Genomic DNA, 21,393 nt, shown 5'->3' with positions numbered 1-21,393 from the left:
GCGGCTGGACGGATGCGCCGCCGTTGTCTATTCTCCCCGCATTACATTGGAGAAGAGACATGAGCGGACCCCTGGCTGGAATAAAAGTGATTGAAATCGGCGCGCTGATCGCGGCGCCGTTCGCGGCGCGGCTGATGGCCGAATTCGGCGCCGACGTGATCAAGATCGAGGCGCCCGGCGACGGCGACCCGATCCGCAAGTGGCGCAAGCTGCACAACGGTACGTCGCTGTGGTGGTACCTGCAGTCGCGCAACAAGCGATCGATCGCGCTGAACCTGAAGAACGCCGAAGGCATCGCCATCGTCAAGCGCCTCCTCGAGGATGCCGACGTCCTCATCGAGAACATGAAGCCCGGCGCGCTGGAAAAGCTGGGCCTGGGCTGGGACGTGCTGCACGCGCTGAACCCGAAACTGACGATGGTGCGCATTTCCGGCTACGGCCAGACCGGCCCCTATAAAGACCGGCCGGGCTTCGGCGCCATCGGCGAGGCGATGGGCGGCATCCGCTACACCACCGGCGAGGCGGGCGGCGTGCCGGCGCGGGTCGGTGTCAGCCTGGGCGACTCGCTGGCATCGCTGCACGCGGTGATGGGCGCGCTGATGTCGGTGCTGCGCGTGAAGACGGGGCAGGGCGACGGCCAGGTGGTCGACGTGTCGCTGGTCGAGAGCGTGTTCAACCTGATGGAAAGCCTGGTGCCCGAATACGACCTGCTGGGCCACGTGCGCGAGCGCAGCGGCGGCGCCCTGCCTGGCATCGCACCGTCGAACACCTATCCGACGCGCGACGGCGCCTACGTCGTCATCGCCGGCAACAGCAATCCGATCTACAAGCGGCTGATGGCTGTGATCGGCCGGCCCGACCTGACCGACGACCCGCGCTTCGCGCAGAACGACGGCCGCGCCGCGCAGGCCGCGCTGATCGATGCGGCGATCGCCGGCTGGACCTCGCGCCACCCGATCGAACACGTGCTGGCCGAGCTGGAGGTGGCCGACGTGCCGGCCGGCCGCATCTACTCGGTGGCCGACATCGTCGCCGATCCGCATTACCAGGCGCGCGACATGATCCTGCGCCAGCGCCTGCCGGACGGCGTCGAGGTGGCCATGCCCGGCATCGTGCCGAAGCTGTCCGACACGCCGGGCGCCGTGCGCTGGCAGGGACCGGCCCTGGGCGAGCATACCGATGCCGTGCTGGCGCAGCTGGGCATGACGGCGGCCGATATCGCCCGCCTGCGGCAGGACGGCGCCGTGCAGTAACACGGCTGACCGTGGCCCCGCCGCAACATCGTGTTGACGGCAGTATTTCAGCAAGGGGGCGCTTGCAATTCCCGCGCCCTTATTTCAGACTGATCCGATAACGCATTGACCACGTCAACCCGACCTCGCGCCGCGTCCGCGGCAGGAGCGAATCGATCATGTCCGGCACTAACCTGGAAGAGACGTCGCGGCCCCGCGACTGGCAGCCGCTGTTCGAACTGGACGAAGCGGGGATGCGGCAATTGATGGGCTACGGCGCCGTGCGCAGCTATCCGGCGCGCAGTGTCGTCATCCACGAGCGCGACGACAGCGATTCCCTGTACGTCGTGCTGCAGGGCCGCGTCAAGGTCTACGGCGCGAACGAGGAGGGCAAGGAGTTCGTCTTCGGCACGGTCGCGGCGGGCGACTATTTCGGCGAGATGGTGCTCGATGGCGGCCCGCGCAGCGCTTCGGTGATGACGCTGGAAGCGTGCCGCTTTCTCGTGGTGCCCCGCCATCGCGTCGACGAGCTGCTCGAATTGCATCCGCGCTTCGCGCGCGACCTGATCACGCGCCTTATCCGCAGGGTGCGGCTGCTGACCGAAACGACCCTGAACCTCGCCTACCAGGACGTGTACGGACGGTTCGCCCATTTCGTCAACGCCAACGCCGTGCCGGACGGCGAGCGCCTGGTGGTGCGCGAGCGGCTGACGCAGGCCGACATTGCCGCGCGCATCGGCGGCTCGCGCGAGATGGTCAGCCGCATCATGGCCGACCTGTGCGCCGGCGGCTATATCGCGACCGGCGGCAAGCGGATCGAGATCCGCCGCCGCCTTCCGGCCCGCTGGTAGCGTTCCCGGCCGCCGGCGGCGGCCAAATGTGCATACGTCACATTTGCGCAGTGTCAAACCTCACAGCGTCGACAGGGAGTGCGGACATAGACTGTTTCTGCGGCATGTAGATCGATTCAACCGCACCGTTTCGCGGCGGCCCATCGGCCCCGCGGCTTCGCCGGATCGCCCTCACTCACTGGAGCAGCCATGTCTACCCTCATTCAGATCAACGTCACCAACAACAGCCCGACCCTGCAGAATTTCTTCTTCTTCCAGCAGCCGGCCATCTATACCGGCGGCCCCAGGGTGTATTCGAACAGCCTGCTGTCGACGCCCATCCTGCCGTTCGGGCAGAGCGGCAGCGTCTATACCTTCCTGCTCGAGCTGCAGTACTATGCCGGCGTGCAGCAGCAATTCGGCCCGCCCGTGGTCGGCGAGCCTTCCGGCTACATGTCGGCGATGCAGCCGATCGACCTGACCCCCGCGCAGGGCGCCGTCGACAACAACTGCACGACCATGCAGATCGCGCCTGCGCTGGGCCTGTCGACCCCGGTCAGCAATGCCGGCGTGCAGCCGGGCGCGTTCCGCATCGTGTCGCCTGCATACGATCCCAGCCGCCAGCAATTCAATGGCGGCTCCGCCGTGCAGCTGGCAAGCGGCAAGATCGTGCTGTCGAACTTCATCACGGTCCAGCCGTCGCAGAACCTCGATTGCCAGCCCATCCTGCAGTTCTATGTCGGGATCGGCAACTACACTTCCGGGACGGTGATGAACTTCACCAGCTCGTCGGTCGGCGCTGCGATGTGCGATGCCACCGACGGCTACACCACCTTCAATGTCACCTACAACCCGGACGGCAGCTGGACGGTGGTACCCAGCAACAGCAGCCTGAAAGCCACCGCCGATGCGCAGGGGCGGCTCAGCGTGGAAACGGTCGAGCTCAATACCAACATCAAGAACGAAGCGGGTACGCAGATCATCTGCCGTGGCCATGCCGCCGGCTGGCAGCCGCCGTTCGTCGTCGACCACCTGACCGTGCCGGCCGCGCTGCACATGCGCGGCGAGTACCAGGTCGGCCCGGACGCCGGGCCATACAAGGGCCGCATGATCAGCGCGCTGTCGCCGGCCGCCGGTTCCGCGACGTTCAGCTGACACACCTGTCCGGCGCGCCCCATCGCGGCGCGCCGGACTTCGGTAACGAGGGAGAACACGATGGCACGAACGTCTCGCCTGCTCAAGGCCTGCCTGGGTGGCGCACTGGGCAGCCTGTTCCTGGGCGCCGCGCTGGGGGCGCTCCAGCCCGACCCCTTCGCGTCCAACAACACGCTGTATCCGGATCCCAAGGAGTGGAACAGGGGGTTCCGGCCCAGCCATTACGACTATCCGGCGGCCGCGGTGGCGTCGCGCTGGCGTTCGGCGGGGCTGGCCGGCCGGCTGACGAAGGAGACCGCGCCAGCCTACGTGGCAGCGGTGAAGCAGTTCATCGAGAAGGACCTGGCGGGCCTGGTGAACGACCCGCTGTCGTGGACGCCGCAGCAGGCCGGCTGGTACGACATGCCGTGGGGCGGCCAGGGCACGCCGCTGGACAGTGGCGCGATCGATCCGGGATCGGGGCGCGAGGCGCTGCTCGGTTCCTACACAGGGCAGGTCATCCAGGCCGATTCCTATCCGTCGCTGCCGCCGGGGAAGGCGTTCCAGAACCATGCGGTGGTGTACTACAACGACGTGGCGGGCCACCAGCTGGGCAGGATCTGGAAGAATCCGTACCAGCCCGACCTGTCCGCCGCGCAGTTCCCCGAAGGGTCGATGGTCGTCAAGGTGGAGGCCGTGACGCTGGACGAAGCGGACTGGCCAGTGCTGAAGGGCTCGTCCGTCTCCTACGTCTACCGGCCCCCGGTGGCGGCGCTGCTCAAGGGAACCGCCGCCTCCAGGACGCGCCCCGTCGTCACGCCCATGCGCTTCCTGCAGATGGCGGTGCGCGTGAAGGACAGGGTGGCCTCGCCCGATACCGGCTGGGTATTCGTCGCCTTCGCCTACGACAGCCGGTCGCGCGGCGCCAGCGTATGGGACCGCACGATGCCGGTCGGTGCCATGTGGGGCAACGATCCGGAGCAGGCGCGCTTCCCCGGCGGGCGCGGGCCCGGCCCCGGCATTGAACTGGCGGAAACCTGGGTGGCCGACGACCTGCCCGCCTTCATCACCGACGGGCTGGGCTGGGGAGGGCGCCTGGCCGGGCCGCTCGATCTCGGCATCCGGCATAACGTGGTGACGGTATCGGGCCAGCGCTACGGCAACGGCGGCGCGAAGCGCGGCGCTTCGCTGGCGTCGAGTTCCTGCATCAGCTGCCACGGCTCGGCGCAATACCCGTTCGTCGCCAATCTGTATCCATCGCCGAACATGACGTTTCCCCCGGAAGGCGCGCAATTCCTGCTGTTCGACCCCGGCTCGCCGCAGTGGGCGCGCTGGTTCCAGAACCGCGCCGGCAACGTCGCCATGTCGGGCGGGGGCCGCGAAGGCATTGTCGCCACCGACTACGACATGATGCTGACCTTCGCGCTGATGCAGGCCAACGGCTCGGCCGGCACGGCGGCCTTCATCCGCCATCGCGCGGCAGGGCACTGAGCGGCATGGCGTGCATGGCGCCGGCCCTGGGTTCCTGCGTTCCTCCAGTTTCGTCCAGTGGCTGGCGTGCCGTTCATCCCGATCATGCCGCCGCCACGGTACCGGCCAGCGCTTCGCGCCGGCGGCGTTCGATGCGCTCGATCCATGCCACGGCCGCCTGCTCGCGGGCCAGCGCCGCGGCGCTGTCGAAAGCGATGGCCGCCGCGTCGGGACGGCCATCCAGCACGGCCAGCGCGGCGGCCCGCTCGGCCAGCAGCGGGCTTTCGAACTGGCGTTCGCCATTCGCGGCGATGCGCGCCAGGTGGCGTTCGACATGCTCCAGTGCCAGCCCGGCTTGGCCGGCGCAAATCAGCATCTCGGCCTGCAGCGTGGCGTACCAGGGCTGCCAGTTCTCGAAGCCGGTGTGCGCCCAGCCGTCGATGCCGGCCTGCACTTCGGCCAGGCCTTCGGCCCAGCGCTGCAGGCCATGCGCCAGCGCCCAGCCACGCGCGACGCGCGCCATCGCGATGAATTCGGGAAAACCGAACTGGCTGGCGAAGCCGATGCAGCGCTCGGCCAGCGCCAGCGCCTCGCCGGTGTCGCCGCGCAGTACCGCGAGGTTTACCCCGGCGAGCATCGCAAAGCCCGCCGTGTGCGGCTGGTTCAGGCCATCGGCCAGCCGCAGCGCCTCGCCGGCGATGCGGCGCGCGTCATCGGGATCGCCCAGCAGCTGGGTGCACAGGGCCAGGTAGAACCGGCCGAACACGCCGAAGTCCATCAGGTACACCGGGTACAGCGCGGCATCGCGACCGGGCTCGTAGACCGCCGTGGAATGCGCCAGGTGGGCGCGGGCGGCTTGCGTGTCGCCGAGATGGAAGCGCACCATGCCCGCCATGTTGTGGGCGGCCATCGCCAGTTCCGTGTCGGCCGGCTGGCGCGCGGCGCGATCGAGCAGGCCGCCCGCCAGGCCGGCGGCCCCGGCCAGCCGCGCACGGGCCCAGTTGAACAGGCACCAGCCATACGTGATGGAAAACAGCCGCGGCTGGTCCGGTAGGGCGCTGCTCAGCGCGTAGGCGCGCTCCTGGTAGGCGCCGAATTCCGCGCTGCCCGGGCCCAGCAGCACCATCGTGGTCGGGCCCAGCATCGAGAGAAGGCCCAGTTCCGCGGCGTCGCGCCGCGGCCCGGGCGGCGCGACGTGCAGCGCGGCGATGCCGGCACGCAGGTGGCCCGCCGCTTCGCGCGGCGCGCCTTGCGACAGGGCCTGCGCGCCCGCCGCCTGCCACCAGCCGGCGGCCGCCTGGCCGTCGCCGGCAAGGCCGAGGTGCCGTGCCAGCAGTTCGGGCTGGCGCTCGACCCGCTCCCTGAAACGGGTCGACAGCGCCGCGGCGACCCGGGCGTGCAGCGCGGCACGGCGCTTTGGCGGCAACGATACATAAGCGGTGTCTTCGACCAGCGCATGGCGGAACAGCAGCCACTCGCCGTCCGCGCCGCGCGGCAGCACGAGGCCGCTGTCGAGCATCGCCTGCAGTCCGTCCCGCCATGCCGTGCCGCTATCCGGCGCGGCCGCGGCAAGCAGCGCGCGGTCGAACTCGCGGCCGATCACGGATGCCAGCTGGGCCGTCAGCTTGCCCGCCGGCGGCAGCCTGTCCAGGCGCTCGGTCAGCAGGTCGAGCAGCGTGTCCGGCACCCTGCCGGCGGCCGCGCCATCGACGCCGGCGGCACGGCTGTCGAGCAGCATGCGCGTCATCTCTTCGATGAACAGCGGAATGCCGTCGGCGCGCTCGACGATCGTGGCGAGCCATTCGGCGGGCAGGTCGGCGCGCCGCGACTGCTGTGCCGCCACGGCCCGCGCTTCGCCGTCGCGCAGGCGCCGCAAGGCCAGGGTGATGACATCCGGGCTGTCCTGCCACGGCGCCGCGAAGCCGTGCCGGGCGGTCAGCACGAGCAGGATGGGCGCGCCGGCGCCGCCGGCGAGCAGCCCGTCGACCAGTGCCAGCGAAGTCGGGTCGACCCAGTGCATGTCCTCGATGACCAGCAGCAGCGGCGACGCGTGTGCCAGGCCGGTGAAGTAGCGGACCAGGGCATCCCTGGTCCATTGCAATTGCATGGGCGGCGGTGCGGCCGGCACCGGCCACCGCCCGCCGGCGGGAAGGCCGAGCAGCGCGGCGAGCATGGCGCAGTCGGTACCCTGGCCGATGCCGGCAAGCGCCAGCCGCGCGGCCAGCTTGTCCAGTTGCAGTTCGGGGCTGTCGGCACTGGCGATACCGGCTGCCGCGGCCAGATGCTGGACGAAGGGCTGCAAGGTGCTGTTGACGTGGAAGGGCGAGCATTGCAGGCGCACCACGGCATGGCCGCTGCCCGGCAGCGCCCGTTCGAGCGCGGTGACGAGACGCGATTTGCCGAGCCCCGGATCGCCGGCAATGACGGCGCCGCACACGCGGCCGGTCACCTGGCTGGTGCATGCCCGCCGCCAGTGGCGCAGCAATGCCGCCAGTTCAGCATCGCGGCCGACCATTGCCAGGTCGGCGTCGCGCCCCCGCCAGGCCGAGCGGCTGTCCAGCGAACGGGCCCGGCGCAGCGCGGCGAGGGCCACCGGCGTGTCGAATCCCTTCAGCGCGTGGCTGCCCAGGTCGTCGAACTCGAATTGCGCGCCGGCGATGCGTCGCGTGCCCGGCGATACGCCGATGGCACCGGCGGGCATCGCGGCCTGGATGCGTGCCGCCAGGTTCGGGGTGGTCCCGGCCACTACGCCCTGGTCCACGCTGGCGGCGACGATGCCCGTCGCCACGCCGATGCGCACGGCCAGCGGCGTGCCGGGCGCGGCTTCGATGTACCCCACCTCGGTGGCGAGCGCCAGGGCGGCATGCAAGGCGCGCGACGCGTCGTCCTCATTGGCTTGCGGATAGCCGAAGTACACGTCCACGCCATCCCCCACGATGCGCGCGATGGTGCCGCCGAAGCGTGTGGCGACGCTGCGCACGGTGTCGTGGTACTGGCGCAGCACGGCCAGCAGGTCGTCAGGGTCGACGCGCCGGGCCAGGCCGGTGGAATCGGCGAGGTCGCAGAACAATACCGTCATCTGCCGGCGTGTCGTGTCCGCCGCCTGCCCCTGGGCCGCCAGCCGCGTGCCGCATTGCGTGCAGAAGTGGCCGTCCGGCGGTGTGGCGGCCTGGCAGCATGGACATGGCATGTTCATCCCTCGACGACGACGCGGAGCGCGCCCGGTCCGGCATGACCACGCCGGTGGCGGCGTGCCGGGCGCCTTTCAGTGTACGGGCACGCTTGCCTGCGTGGCAAGCATCTTCGCTGCGGGACAGCGGCGCGGCGTGGCGCGGTGCGGCGTGGCGGCCGCGCCGGACTGCCCGGCGGCCGGGATCATGCGGGCAGTCCGGCCGGGCAGCTCAGCCGGGTAGCTCAGTCGGGCAGCTCAGTCGAGCAGCTCAGTCGAGCAGCTCAGTCGAGCAGCTCAGTCGAGTAAATTCAGGATCCCGTCCAGCCCCACGAAGTTCAGCGCCACCGTGGCCTGCTCGCGCACCACCGGCTTGGCGCGGAACGCCACCGACATGCCGGCGATGCCCATCATTTTCAGGTCGTTGGCGCCGTCGCCCATCACGATCGCCTGGCTCGGGGAGATGCCCAGCGTGGCACAGACCTGCTCGACCGTGGCGCGCTTGGCGTCGGCGTCGACGATATCGCCCAGCACTTTGCCGGTCAGCTTGCCGTCGACGATTTCCAACTGGTTGGCGCGCGTGAAGTCCAGGCCGAGCAGGGGTTTCAGGCGGTCGGTGAAATAGGTAAAGCCACCGGATACCAGCAGCGTCTTCAGGCCGGCCGCCTGCACCGCCTTCAGCATGCGTTCGGCACCCGGCGAAAGACGCAGCCGTTCTTCGAACACGCGCTGCAGCGCCGATGCATCCAGGCCTTCGAGCAGCGCCACGCGGCGGCGCAGGCTTTCGGAGAAATCCAGCTCGCCGCGCATCGCCGCTTCGGTGATCGCCGACACCTGCGGTTTCAGGCCCTGCATGTCGGCGATCTCGTCGATGCACTCGATCGTGATCAGCGTGGAATCCATGTCCATCGCCACCAGCCTGTAGTCGGCCAGGTGCTGGGAACCCATCATGTAGGTCGCGTCCAGCTCGGCCGCATGGGCGGCCACTTCGATGGTCTGGCGCAGGGCCGGCGAGAAGGCAATGCCTTCGCAGCGCAGCGCCGTATCGGAAACGCGCGTGACGCGCTTTGGCGCCGTCAGCGCCGCAATGCGCTCGAGGCGCGGATGACAGTCGTCCAGGCCTTGCAGGACGAGGTTCATGGTTACGTCTTGTACTTGGTTCATCAGGCTACATTCGTCGGGCTGGGTTTATGCGGAAGTCAGTTGTTTGATCGCGGTCTTGATCTGCGCGACGCGTGCGGCCAGGTCGGGCATGCTCGCGGTGATCTTCAGTTTGTCCTGCCCGTTCAGCTTGATATGCCGGTGCTTCTGGATCAGGGTGATGATGCGCATCGGGTCGATGGGCGGCTGCGGCATGAATTGCAGGTTCGCTGCTTCTCCATGGGCATCGATTTTAACAATGCCGACGGTTTTTGCGGCAATTCGCAGGCGGTGGGTTTCCACCAGCGCCTTGGCCGGTTCCGGCAATTTGCCGAACCGGTCGATCAGTTCTTCCTGCAGGCCGTCGATCGCATCCTGGGATTCGCAATTGGCCAGCCGCTTGTAGATCGACAGGCGCTCATGCACGTCGCCGCAGAAGTCGGCCGGCAGCAGGGCCGGCACGTGCAGGTTGATCTCGGTGGTGGTGGCCAGCGGTGCCGCCAGGTCCGGCTCCCTGCCGGCCTTCAGCGCGCGCACGGCTTCGTTCAGCATGTCGGTGTAGAGCTGGAAGCCCACTTCGAGCATCTCGCCGGACTGGCTTTCTCCCAGCACTTCGCCGGCGCCGCGGATCTCCAAGTCGTGCATGGCAAGATAAAAACCGCTGCCCAGTTCTTCCATCTGCTGGATCGCGTCGAGCCGGCGCTGCGCCTGCTTCGACAGCGACTGCAGGTCGCTCACCAGCAGGTAGGCGTAGGCCTGGTGGTGCGACCGGCCCACGCGGCCTCGCAACTGGTGCAGCTGCGCCAGCCCGAATTTATCGGCGCGATGCATGATGATGGTGTTCGCGGTCGGCACGTCGATGCCGGTTTCGATGATCGTCGTGCACAGCAGGATGTTGTAGCGCTGCGCCACGAAGTCGCGCATCACTTTTTCCAGGTCGCGCTCGTGCATCTGGCCATGGGCCACGGCGATACGCGCCTCGGGCACCAGTTCGGTCAGCTGCGCGAGGCGGTTCTGGATCGTCTCGACTTCGTTGTGCAGGAAGTACACCTGGCCGCCGCGCTTCAGTTCGCGCAGCAGCGCTTCGCGGATGATCGAGCCGTCTTCGCTGCGCACGAAAGTCTTGATGGCAAGCCGCTTTTGCGGCGCGGTGGCGATGACGGAAAAATCGCGCAGGCCTTCCAGCGCCATGCCCAGCGTGCGGGGAATCGGCGTGGCGGTCAGCGTCAGCACGTCCACTTCGGCGCGCAGCGACTTCAGCGCTTCCTTCTGGCGTACGCCGAAGCGGTGTTCCTCGTCGATGATGACCAGGCCCAGGCGCGTGAAGTTGACGTCGGCCGACAGCAGCTTGTGGGTGCCGATCACGATGTCCAGCGTGCCGTCGGCCATGCCCTTGATCGCGTTGGCGATTTCCTTGCCGGTGCGGAAGCGCGACATTTCCGCGATCCTCACAGGCCAGTCGGCGAAGCGGTCGGCGAAGGTCTGCGCATGCTGCTCGGCCAGCAGCGTGGTCGGCGCCAGGATCGCCACCTGCTTGCCGCCCATGACCGCGATGAAGGCGGCGCGCAGCGCGACCTCGGTCTTGCCGAAGCCGACGTCGCCGCACACCAGCCGGTCCATCGGCTTGCCGGACGTCATGTCGCGGATCACGTTCAGGATGGCGGCCGCCTGGTCCGGCGTTTCGTCGAAGCCGAAGCTTTCGGCGAAGCGCTCGTAGTCGTGCGACGAGTATTCGAAGGCGTGGCCCTGCCGCGCGGCGCGCCGCGCGTACAGGTTCAGCAGCTCGGCCGCCGTATCGCGCACCTGCTCGGCGGCCTTGCGCTTGGCCTTGTCCCATTGCCCGGAACCCAGCGCGTGCAGCGGCGCGTCTTCCGGCGCGCCGCCCGAGTAGCGTGAAATCACGTGCAGCTGCGAGACCGGCACGTACAGCTTGGTGTCCTTGGCGTATTCGAGGTGCAGGAATTCGGTTTCGCCTTCGCCCAGGTCCATGCTCACCAGGCCCATGTAGCGGCCGATGCCGTGGTTGATGTGCACCACCGGGTCGCCGATCTTCAGCTCCGACAGGTCGCGCACCATCGACTCGACCTGCGTGACGGCTTCCTGCTTTTTCTTGCCGACACGCCGGCCCGAACCGGCATAGATCTCGGTCTCGGTGATGAACACCAGCGCCTGCTCGCCGGCATGCAGCTCGAAGCCGGCCTGCAACGGCGCCACGCCCAGCACGAGGCGGTCGTGCGAGGCGAGGAAGCCCGCGTAGCCATCGACCAGCGCGGGGTGCAGGTCGAACTCGGCGAAGTACTGCTGCAGCGTTTCGCGGCGGCCGGCCGAATCGGCGCAGATCATCACGCGCAGGTCGGGGCGCATCGCGTACGCGCGCAGGTTTGTCAGCGGATCATCCAGGTGGCGGTTGACGGCGACGTTCGGAACCGGTGCCGACAGCTCGGACGGCTCGCCGTCGAGGCTCTTGCCGATCGTGATGCGGGCGTGCTGCTTCGCACAGGTGAAGAACGCCTCGTCGCGCAGGAAGATCGCCTCGGGCGGCAGGATCGGCCGCTCGCGGTCGGCCTTGAGGAATTTGTAGCGGCTCTCGGTGTCGCCCCAGAAGCGGCGGATCGCCCCGTCGATGTCGCCCACCAGCGCCAGCGCGGCGCCCTCGGGCAGGTAATCGAACAGCGTGGCCGTCTCTTCGAAGAACAGCGGCAGGTAGTATTCGATGCCGGCCGAGGCGATGCCGCTCTTGATGTCCTTGTAGACCACGGCGCGCGACGGATCGCCTTCGAAGGTTTCGCGCCAGCGGCTGCGGAACGTGGTGCGCGCCGCTTCGTCCATCGGGAACTCGCGGCCCGGCAGCAGGCGTACTTCGCCCACCGGATACAGCGAACGCTGCGTGTCGGCGTCGAAGGTGCGGATCGTCTCGATGGTGTCGCCGAACAGGTCGAGCCGGTAAGGCAGCGCGGAACCCATCGGGAACAGGTCGATCAGGCCGCCACGCACCGAGTATTCGCCGGGCGACATCACCTGGGTCACGTGCGTGTAGCCGGCCAGCGTCAGCTGGGCTTTCAGTTTCGCCTCGTCGAGCGACTCGCCCTTCTTGAAGAAGAAGGTGTAGGCCGCCAGGAACGACGGTGGCGCCATGCGCACCAGCGCCGTGGTGGCGGGTACCAGCAGCACGTCGCACTGTCCGCTGCGGATCTCGTGCAGCGTGGCCAGCCGCTCGGATACCAGGTCCTGGTGCGGCGAGAAGGCGTCGTAGGGCAGGGTTTCCCAGTCCGGCAGCAGGTGGCAGCGCAGGCCGGGCGCGAACCATGGGATCTCGTCGAGCAGCCGCTGGCCATCGCTGGCCGCGGCCACGACGACGGCCAGCATGCGGCCCTGTTCCTTCAGTTGCAGCGCGGCCTGGGCCAGCGCATAGGAATCGGCGGAACCATACAGCGCGGGCAGCGCGAAGCGGTTGCCGGGTTTGGGGAGAGCTCGTGTAAAGTCGAAGGGCATGCGGCGGGAAGGCTGACGTGGCTGCTGACTGTGACTGCTGACGGGAAGACCGCTGGGCGGCAAGGCAACATTATAGTCGAAGCACACGTGCCACGTCGCCCGTCAGGTGCAGACCTGGCCCATGGCCCGGCGCTCCGGCAAGCCCGGCAACTGGTGGTGGCTCAATCGTGCATGTTAATTCAAACGCAACACAATCGGTAGACTGGAAGATGGTGCCTGAATCAGAGATGACCGGTCCCCGGCAAGATTTGCCGATGGCGCGATGGTGGCCGCGCCACTACACGCCCGACGGGCAGGTGGCGCCGCGCGCCTGGCGTGCGCGCGGGCCCGATGGAGCGTCCGCCCTGGTCAAGCCCGGCGCCCTGCATCCGGACCTGTACGCACTGGGGCATCCGAACCTGGCCCGTGTGCTGGAGGGGGGCGCGTCCTGGCATGCGCTGGCCTGGATCGATGGCGCGACGGTGGCCGGGCCGGTGGCGCCGGCTGCCGCGCTGGCCTTGATGGACGGACTGCTGGCAGGCCTGGAGGCGCTGCACGCGCGCGGCCTGGTCCATCGCGACATCAAGTGCAGCAATGTGCTGCTGTCGTGCGGCGTCCCGGTCATCGCCGACTTCGGCCTCGTTTGCCGCGCCGGCAACTGCGCCGTACAGGGCACGCCGGCCAGCACGCCGCCGGAGCAGTGGCGCGGCAGCGTGGATGCCCGCGCCGATCTGTTCGCGGCCGGCGTCGTGCTGTATCGCCTGCTGGCGGGAACCCATCCATTCCCGGGCACTCCGTTCGAGGCGATGGCTGCCATCCTGGCCGGCCGCTGGCGACGGCTGCGGGGCTGGGAGGCGGAACTTGAGGCGGCGCTGGCGCCCGAATGCTCGCGGCGCGTCTCCGACGCGACGGCCTTCCGGGCCATGCTGGCAGCACGAAAGGAAGCGCCGGCACGCATGCCGGCGGCTTCCCGGCAGTAATTTAGCGCCGCGAACCATCGATCGGGGCAGCGCCTTCGCTGGCGCTCTTGCGGACGAGGGGCGGATGCAGGGCTGCCGAAACGCTGGCTTGCCGTGCGCATATCGGCTATTGTCTCCTTTCAACCAGGGAGCCGAAAAAAGATGAACGGAAAAATAGTCCTCAAGCTGCCGGTGCGCCGCGCGTTCGCCGCTATTGCCATGGTGTCGCTGTCGCTGTCGTTGCCGGTCCAGGCGCAGGTTCCCGCGGCCGGAATCGAGGCCAGGCAGGTCGCGGTCGGCGACAAGCCGTACCAGGTGCAGGCCGCGATCGCTGGCAGCGGGAAGTACACCGTGATCTTCGAATCCGGCTTCGGCAGCGACCTGCGCGCATGGCGCAAGGTGGCGCCGCAGGTGGCCGCCAGCGCGCGGGTGCTGACTTATTCGCGCGCCGGCCATGGCGCATCGGATGCCCGTCCCGAGGCGCGCACGATCGCACAGAACACGGCGGAACTCGAGCAGCTGATCGCCGCCGGGCAGCTGGCGCCACCGTTCATCCTGGTCGGCCATTCCTACGGCGCGCTGCTGGTGCGTTCGTTCGCCGCGCGGCATCCGCAGCAGGTGGCCGGCATGGTCCTGGTCGATCCGAGCGATGAACGCTTCAGTCCCGCGCTGCGCAAGCTCGATGCCGCGCGTGCCGCCGAGGATGACGGCAAGTTCGCGGCCATCGTGCCGCCCCGGTTCAAACCCGAGCTCGCGCTGCTGCAGCCGGTGCTCGACAGCGGCGTACTGCCGCTGGTCGGCAAGGTGCCGGACGTCCCGGTCGTCGTGCTGACGTCGGTGCAGCAGCCCGCGAAGGCGGAATTCTTCCTGGAGACGCCGGAGGCGGTGGCGATCAAGCGAGCCTTGCACGCCGACTTCGCCAGGCAGTTCACCGACGGCGCGCAGGTCGTGACGGCAAACAGCGGCCACGGCATCCAGATGGAAGAACCGCAACTGGTGATCGATGCGGTGAAGAAGGTCATCGACGCGGCGGACAAGCGCCGCGCCGCGCCGGGTTCCGGCGGCATCTGACGCCTGCTCTTACCTCGCGCGCAGGGCGCTACCAGCTCGCTGCACCGAACTGCAGCGCCAGGTGCTCGACCAGCAGCCGGGCCGCCGCCGTCTGCGTGCCGTGCCACACGGCCTGCACCCGTTGCTGCGGCGGTTCGAAAGCCTGCAGCATCAACTGGACGCGGCCTTCGTCGAGCAGCCGGCGCACCTGCCACAGCGCGGCCATGCCGGCGCCGAGTCCCTGCGCCACCGCTTCGTTGCAGGTGGCCGCGTCGTTGGCGCGGAAGGCGCCCGCCACCCTGACGCGGCGCGCGGTTCCGTCCACCTGGTACGGCCATTGGCCGCGTTCGGGGCCGATCGTGCGGATCACGCAGGGCAGCCGCGCCAGCTCGTCGGGCGTGGCCGGCTGGCCGTGCCGCTGCAGCCACTCGGGAGACGCGAAGAACACGCGGCGCAAGCGCGCCAGCGGGCGCGCGCGCAAGGATGAGTCGGACAGTTCGCCGACCCGCACGGCCAGGTCGATCTTCTCCTTCAACAGGTCGGCATGGCGGTCGCCGACGACCAGTTCCACCTGTAGTTCCGGCCAGCGTTGCATGAAGCGCGCCAGCATCGGCGCCAGGTGGCTGGCGCCCAGCAGCGCAGGCGCGGCGACCCGCAGGGTGCCGGCAACGTGCAGCGCCTCGCTGCGCACCTCGGCGCGGGCGGCACCGATGTCGGCCAGCGCGGGGCGCAGCCGCTCGGCGAACGCGGCGCCCGCCGGCGTGGCCTGCAGGCTGCGCGTGGTACGGCGCACCAGCTGCGTGCCCAGTTCTTCTTCCAGGCGCGCCAGCAGCCGGCTGACCGATTGCAGCGAACGGCCATGCGCGCGCGCCGCGGCCGTCAGCGAGCCGGCATCGACGATGGTCACGAAGACCTCGTAGTCATTCAGTTCCGTCATCCAGTTCCTCCAGCCCTGCGGCTGTTATCCGGTCATTCTATTGCCAAGCGAGAGAGTATGTCATCCCGACAGGGCATTGTTCCATCCGCCGCCAGAGTCTATGCTGGCGCCATCGACATTGGCAAAGGAGAAGGCATGGAACGCAGGATTTTTCACGTGGACGCATTTACCCGCACCGCCGGCAAGGGCAACCCGGCCGGCGTGGTGCCCGACGCCGATGGCATGCGCGACGAGGAGATGCTGCGCATCGCCGCGCAACTGGGCTACTCGGAAACCGCGTTCGTGCTGAAGCCGGCCGGCGCGGGCCATGACGTGCACGTGCGTTTCTTCACGCCGACGGTCGAGGTGCCGGTCTGCGGGCATGCAACGGTCGCGGCGCATTACGTGCGCGCCGTCACGCAGGGCATCGAAGGCGCGTTCGTGCAGAAGACCGGCGCCGGCCTGCAGCGCATCACGGTGTCGCGTCACGGCGGCGACTGGCGCATTGCGATCCGGCAGGGCGCGCCGGCGTTCGGAGAACCGGTCGACGAGCCGTTGCGGGAACGGATCGCGGCGGCGCTCGGCATCCGTGGCGCCGACCTGGCGGCCGGCCTGCCGGTGCAGGTGGTGTCGACCGGCCACTCGAAGGTGCTGGTGCCGCTCGCCGACGTGAAAGTGCTGGACCGGCTGGCGCCGGATCCCGCTGCGCTGACCGCACTGGGTGCCCAAGTCGGCAGCAAGGGCTGGTTCCCCTTCGCCGTGGGCGATCGCTGCACGGAAGGGCGCATGTTCGCGCCGGCCATCGGCGTGGCGGAAGATCCGGTGACGGGCAATGCCAATGGCCCGCTGGGCGCCTACCTGGTACGCCACGGCCTCCTGCCGCACGATGGAGAACGGCTGGTGTTCGAAGGCCACCAGGGCCGCGCGCTGGGCCGCGACGGCATCGTGCATGTCGCGGTGGATATTGCGGAAGGCGAACCGGCCGCGGTCACGATCGCCGGCGACGCGGTGATCAGGAGGGACAGCGCAGCAGCAGTGCGGTGATGTTGTCGCGCCCGCCGTCGCGTCTGGCCATGTCCTCCAGCGCGGCGCAGCAGGCATCGAGATTGTCGTCGCGCGCGTCGGCCAGGATCGCCGCGATGGCCGCCGGGTCGGAGTCGCCGTACAGGCCGTCGCTGCACAGCAGGTAGACATCGCCCGGCGCCACGGCCCGCGCCAGCAGTTCAGGGCGGATGGTGGCGGTGGGGCCCAGCGCCTGCAGCAGCAGGTTACGTGGCGGCAGCGGTTCGGGCGCACCGAGGTCGAGCGCCTGCTGGTACAGGGTCTGGTCGCGGGTCAGCTGCCGCAGTTCGCCGCCGCGCCAGCAGTACAGCCGGCTGTCGCCGACATGGAACACGAATACGGGGCCGTGCGGCGCGGGCTGCCACATGCCCGTCAGCGTCGTGCCCATGCCCATGCCGTCGGCCTGGTGCTGCGCCACGTTGGCCGCGTACAGGCGGGCATTGGCGAATTCCACCGCGTCGTGCAGCGTGATCATGGCCTTCATCGTGGCATCGGTCCAGGTGGCGTCCGGATCGGTCGACGCGGGATCGAAGGCGCTGGCGCGGAACGCGGGGAGGGCGGTGTTGCCGCCGGGCCCGGCGGATGCCGCCCCTTGCCCGCGCGCGGCGGCGATGAAGGCGCACAGCAGCTCGATGGCCTCGGCGCTGGCGATCTCGCCGCCCGCGTGGCCGCCCATGCCGTCCGCCACGGCCAGCAGGCCGAGCTCGGGGGCAATATGGAAATTGTCCTGGTTCGAGGTGCGCACGATGCCCACGTCGGTGATGCCGAACGCCACGCCGAGGTCCAGCGTGTGGTATTGCGACGGCGATAGCTGCTTCCAGTTGCCCAAGCTGCCTCCTGCGCTCATTCAGTCAGTTGACATAGGGAGACGGCATCGGTTCCGGCTGTACCGGAACCGGCACCGGTGCCGGCTCGCTGCCGTCGTCCGGCATGCCCGGCCCGGCGCCTTCGATCATGGCCGGGTCGATGTCGATGGTGCGCACGGTCGGGTCGCCGGCATATTCCTCCAGCACCCAGTCGTCGTTCATCTGCACCACGCCTTCCGGCACCGCGCGTTCGACCACCGGCCGGCCCGCCAAAGCGCTGCGCATGTAGTCGATCCAGATCGGCAGGGCCAGCGTGGAACCGAATTCTCGGCCGCCCAGCGATTTCGGTTCGTCGTAACCCATCCACGCCACCGCCACGATGCCGCCGCCATAGCCGCCGAACCAGCCGTCGAAGGCATCGCTGGTGGTGCCGGTCTTGCCGGCGATGTCGGGCCGGCCGATGCGCTGCACGGCCGCCGCGCCGGTGCCGGTGCGCGCCACTTCATGCAGCATGCTGTCCATCAGGAAGGCATTGCGCGGATCGAGCACCCGCGCCGACTCCTCCGGCTGGGGAGTGCGGTGCATGATGCGCAGCACCTTGCCGTCGGCATCCTCGATGCTGGCGACCAGGTAGGGCCGGATCCGGTAGCCGCCGTTCGCGAACACCGCGTAGGCGCCGGCCATCTGCTCCGGCGTGACGGCGCCGGTGCCGAGCGCCATCGTCAGGTTCTGCGGATGCTTCGCGCGGTCCAGGCCGAAGCGGCCGAGGAATTCATGCGCATAGGGCACCGTGACGGCCCGCAGGATGCGTACCGAGGGCACGTTCTTCGACTTGGCAAGCGAGATGCGCATCGAGATCGGCCCGTCGAACACGAAATCGTCGTTCTGCGGACGCCACAGGCCGCCATTGGCGCCTCCCGGCAGTTCCAGCGGCACGTCGTCGATCAGCGTGGCCGGGCCATAGCCCTTTTCCACTGCCGCCGAGTAGACGAAGGGCTTGATGGCCGAACCGGGCTGGCGCCACGCCTGCGTGACATGATTGAGCTTCTGCACGCTGTAGTCGAAGCCGCCGACCATGGCGCGGTAGGCGCCGGTCTGCGGATCGATCGACGCGAACGCGGCGGCCACCTTCGGCACCTGCGTGATCGCCCAGCCCTTCTTGCCGGCACGGCTGACGCGGATCACCGCGCCCGGGCGGATGCGCAGCGCGTCCTTTGCCTTCGGCGACAGCGCGGCGGCCGCCAGCTTCAGGCCATCGCCGGTGATCGTCACGTCCGTGCCGTCGGCCATCTCGGCCCGTACCTCGCGCGGGCCGGCCGACAGGACCACGGCGGCGACCAGGCCATCGGTGACGGGCTGCCGGGACAGCGCGCGATCGATCTCCTCTTCACGCTCGGCATCGTCCTCCGGCAGGGCGATGAACGCTTCCGGTCCGCGATAGCCGTGGCGCTGGTCGTAGGCGATCACGTTGCGGCGTACCGCCTGGTAGGCCGCTTCCTGGTCGGCGGCCAGGATCGTCGTGCGCACCACGATGCCGCGCGTATAGGCTGCTTCCCGGTACTCGGTGAATGCCGCCTGGCGCGCCAGTTCGGCCACGTACTCGGCATGCACGGCGAAGTCCTGGCCCTTGCTGCTCACGCGCAGCGTTTCGGCGCGCGCCTTGCGGTACTGGGCGTCGGTGATGTAGCCGACGTCGAGCAGCCGGCGCAGCACGACCTGCTGGCGCAGCTTGGCACGCTTGAAATTGGTGATCGGATTGTGGCGCGCGGGATTCTTCGGCAGGCCGGCCAGCATCGCGATCTCGGCGATCGACAGGTCCTTCAGCGGCTTGTCGAAGTAGGTCTGCGCCGCAGCGCCGAAGCCGAAGGTGCGCTGGCCCAGGTAGATCTGGTTCATGTACAGCTCGAGGATCTGGTCCTTCGTCAGCGCATCCTCGATCTTGAAGGCCAGCATCACTTCGTTGAGCTTGCGGGAGATGACCTTTTCACGCGTCAGGTAGAAATTGCGGGCTACCTGCATCGAGATGGTCGAGCCGCCCTGGCGGAAGCTGCCCGACAGGTTGGCCAGCACGGAACCGGGCACGCGCAGCCAGTCGACCCCGCCGTGATCGTAGAAGCGCGTGTCCTCGATCGCCAGCACGGCCTTCTTCATCATGTCCGGCATCTGCTGCACCGGCACGAAGTCGCGGTGCTCCTCGCCGAATTCGCCGATCAGCACCTTGTCCGCCGTGTATACGCGCAGCGGGATCTTCGGCTTGTAGTCAATGACGGCATCGAGTTCCGGCAGGCGGGGGCGCACCACCAGGAACAGGTAGCCCAGCAGCAGAAGAACTGCGAGAAGGCTCGCGGCGACGGCGGCGATCGCGCCGATGGTGGCGTTGCGGCGGTTCAGCCAGGGTGGTTGTTTGCTCAAGACTCGGGTTTCCCAGGGTTGCGGGCAGGCATATTTGTGCGGGCCATTATAGACCAGCGCACATGGGCCGCCGGCCGCCAGCCCGGCCGTGGAAAGCGCCGGAACGGACACGCTACTTGCCCAACCCATGTAACTGTCGTATCTTCATAGTAATTGAATCAGCCGGGGATCCGATGGCAGCGGCAAGGCAGGACGTCGATTGCGACGTGTTGGTGGTGGGGGGCGGCATCAATGGCGCGGGCATCGCCCGCGACGTGGCGGGCCGCGGCCTGTGCGTGGCGCTGTGCGAGCGCGACGACCTGGCCGCGCATACCTCGTCCGCCTCCACAAAGCTGATCCACGGCGGCCTGCGCTATCTCGAGCATTACGAGTTCGGCCTGGTACGCAAGGCGCTGGCCGAACGCGAGGTACTGCTGCGTGCCGCCCCCCACGTGATACGGCCGATGCGCTTCGTGATGCCGCACACCGGCCAGCGCTCCGCGGTGCTGATCCGCGCCGGCCTGTTCCTGTATGACCGGCTGGCGCGGCGCGAGCTGCTGCCGGCGTCGGAGAGCGTGCAGCTCGCTTCCCACCCGGCTGGCCGGCCATTGAAACCGGCGCTCGGCCAGGCGTTCGTCTACTCGGACGGCTGGGTCGACGATGCGCGGCTGGTGGTGCTGAACGCGGTGGACGCGGCGCAGAAGGGCGCGTGCATCCTGACGCGCACGGCCTGCACCGGGGCGCGCCGCGAGAACGGCGCGTGGCGCGTCACGCTGCGCAAGCCGGACGGCACCTTCAAGCACATCACAGTGCGGGCCATCGTCAACGCGGCCGGGCCATGGGCCGGCCAGTTCCTCGACGGCGCGCTGCACGGGACGGATGCGGCGCAGCCGCAGGCAAGAACGCGGCTGCGGCTCGTCAAGGGCAGCCACATCGTCGTGCGCCGCCTGTTCGCGCACGACGATGCCTACCTGTTCCAGCACGACGACGGCCGCATCGTCTTTGCCATTCCGTACGAGCGCGATTTCACGCTGATCGGCACCACCGACGTCGAATACACCGGCGACCCCGCCGCGGTGGCGATCGGCCACGACGAGATCCGCTACCTGTGCGGCGTGGCCAGCCACTACTTCAGGGAAGCGGTGACGCCGGCCGACGTGGTGTGGAGCTTCGCCGGCGTGCGCCCGCTGCTGGACGATGCATCGGCCAGCGCCAGCGCCGTGACGCGCGACTACCGCCTGCAGGTGGACGGCGGGGCGGCGGACGAGGCGCCGCTGCTGACGGTCTTCGGCGGCAAGCTGACGACTTACCGCAAGCTGGCCGAGGAAAGCGCCGACCTGGTCTGCAAGGCGCTCGGCCACCGGGCCGGGGCCTGGACGGCGGGCGCCTGCCTGCCTGGCGGCGACCTGTTCGGCGCCACGCCGCAAAGCCGCTCGGTGCTCGAATTCGACGGCTGGCGCTCGACGCTGCAGGTGCGGTATCACTGGCTCGACTGCGCGCTGATCGGCCGCTACGCCCGGGCCTACGGAACCCGCATCCATACGCTGCTGCAGGGGCGCGCAGCCATGGCGGACATGGGCGAGCAGGTGCTGCCGGGGCTGTTCGAGGCCGAACTGGATTACCTGCGCCGGCACGAGTGGGCCATGACGGCCGAGGACATCCTGTGGCGGCGCTCGAAGCTGGGGCTGCACCTGCCGGCCGGCGCCGCGGGCCTGCTGGATGCGTGGCTGAGGGCACATCCGGCGCCGGTGGCGGGCAAATGA

14 protein-coding genes are annotated in these 21,393 nt (G+C 69.0%); 8 read left to right on the top strand and 6 right to left on the bottom strand.

The features are described from left to right. The first annotated feature begins 59 nt into the window (after positions 1-59). The 4 genes from ACY34H_RS27575 to ACY34H_RS27560 all read left to right on the top strand — a co-directional run bounded on the left by ACY34H_RS27575 (position 60) and on the right by ACY34H_RS27560 (position 4,687). A complete protein-coding gene (locus ACY34H_RS27575; RefSeq protein ID WP_464980621.1) occupies positions 60-1,253 on the top strand; it encodes a CaiB/BaiF CoA transferase family protein in 1,194 nt (397 codons plus the stop codon). A gap of 158 nt (positions 1,254-1,411) precedes the next feature. Then, on the top strand, positions 1,412-2,083 hold the full coding sequence (locus ACY34H_RS27570; protein ID WP_464980620.1) for a Crp/Fnr family transcriptional regulator: 672 nt from the start codon (positions 1,412-1,414) through the stop codon (positions 2,081-2,083). Positions 2,084-2,272: 189 nt separating this feature from the next. Continuing rightward, positions 2,273-3,217 (top strand): hypothetical protein, encoded by a 945-nt coding sequence (locus ACY34H_RS27565; RefSeq protein WP_464980619.1) that lies wholly within the window; start codon positions 2,273-2,275, stop codon positions 3,215-3,217. Between the two features lie 60 nt (positions 3,218-3,277). Continuing rightward, on the top strand, positions 3,278-4,687 hold the full coding sequence (locus ACY34H_RS27560; protein WP_464980618.1) for a hypothetical protein: 1,410 nt from the start codon (positions 3,278-3,280) through the stop codon (positions 4,685-4,687). 82 nt (positions 4,688-4,769) lie between these two features. On the opposite strand, the gene ACY34H_RS27555 is transcribed toward ACY34H_RS27560, so the two are convergent. The 3 genes from ACY34H_RS27555 to mfd form a co-directional block, all read right to left on the bottom strand. Further along, positions 4,770-7,856, bottom strand: a complete 3,087-nt coding sequence (locus ACY34H_RS27555) for an ATP-binding protein (RefSeq protein WP_464980617.1) — start codon at positions 7,854-7,856, stop codon at positions 4,770-4,772. Positions 7,857-8,132: 276 nt separating this feature from the next. Then, positions 8,133-8,975, bottom strand: coding sequence for a phosphoserine phosphatase SerB (gene serB, locus ACY34H_RS27550; protein ID WP_464980630.1), 843 nt, complete (start codon positions 8,973-8,975; stop codon positions 8,133-8,135). 48 nt (positions 8,976-9,023) lie between these two features. Further along, positions 9,024-12,467 (bottom strand): transcription-repair coupling factor, encoded by a 3,444-nt coding sequence (mfd, locus tag ACY34H_RS27545; RefSeq protein ID WP_464980616.1) that lies wholly within the window; start codon positions 12,465-12,467, stop codon positions 9,024-9,026. A 254-nt stretch (positions 12,468-12,721) separates the two neighbouring features. Here mfd and ACY34H_RS27540 point away from each other — a divergent pair, with 254 nt between their 5' ends. Both ACY34H_RS27540 and ACY34H_RS27535 read left to right on the top strand, forming a co-directional pair. Next, positions 12,722-13,426: a protein kinase domain-containing protein gene (locus ACY34H_RS27540; protein WP_464980615.1), complete on the top strand. Its 705-nt coding sequence runs from the start codon at positions 12,722-12,724 to the stop codon at positions 13,424-13,426. 141 nt (positions 13,427-13,567) lie between these two features. Beyond that, entirely contained in the window at positions 13,568-14,476 is a 909-nt protein-coding gene (locus tag ACY34H_RS27535; RefSeq protein ID WP_464980614.1) for an alpha/beta fold hydrolase, read from the top strand. Between the two features lie 28 nt (positions 14,477-14,504). On the opposite strand, the gene ACY34H_RS27530 is transcribed toward ACY34H_RS27535, so the two are convergent. After that, the gene (locus tag ACY34H_RS27530; RefSeq protein WP_464980613.1) at positions 14,505-15,392 is read right to left on the bottom strand and encodes a LysR family transcriptional regulator; all 888 of its coding nucleotides are present in this window, start codon (positions 15,390-15,392) and stop codon (positions 14,505-14,507) included. 135 nt (positions 15,393-15,527) lie between these two features. Here ACY34H_RS27530 and ACY34H_RS27525 point away from each other — a divergent pair, with 135 nt between their 5' ends. Next, entirely contained in the window at positions 15,528-16,415 is an 888-nt protein-coding gene (locus ACY34H_RS27525; protein ID WP_464980612.1) for a PhzF family phenazine biosynthesis isomerase, read from the top strand. Here ACY34H_RS27525 and ACY34H_RS27520 read toward each other — a convergent pair. After that, positions 16,384-17,262: a PP2C family protein-serine/threonine phosphatase gene (locus ACY34H_RS27520; protein WP_464980611.1), complete on the bottom strand. Its 879-nt coding sequence runs from the start codon at positions 17,260-17,262 to the stop codon at positions 16,384-16,386. The two genes, ACY34H_RS27525 and ACY34H_RS27520, sit on opposite strands and share 32 nt — an antisense overlap. Positions 17,263-17,284: 22 nt before the next feature. Beyond that, the gene (locus ACY34H_RS27515) at positions 17,285-19,651 is read right to left on the bottom strand and encodes a penicillin-binding protein 1A (RefSeq protein ID WP_464980610.1); all 2,367 of its coding nucleotides are present in this window, start codon (positions 19,649-19,651) and stop codon (positions 17,285-17,287) included. A gap of 173 nt (positions 19,652-19,824) precedes the next feature. On the opposite strand from ACY34H_RS27515, the gene glpD reads away from it, so the two are divergent. Then, a complete protein-coding gene (gene glpD / locus ACY34H_RS27510) occupies positions 19,825-21,393 on the top strand; it encodes a glycerol-3-phosphate dehydrogenase (RefSeq protein WP_464980609.1) in 1,569 nt (522 codons plus the stop codon).

This window comes from Pseudoduganella sp. jia 9 (genome assembly GCF_055502615.1).
Note: the sequence above shows the minus strand (reverse complement) of the source record. Positions and strands in the feature narration are given on the sequence as shown.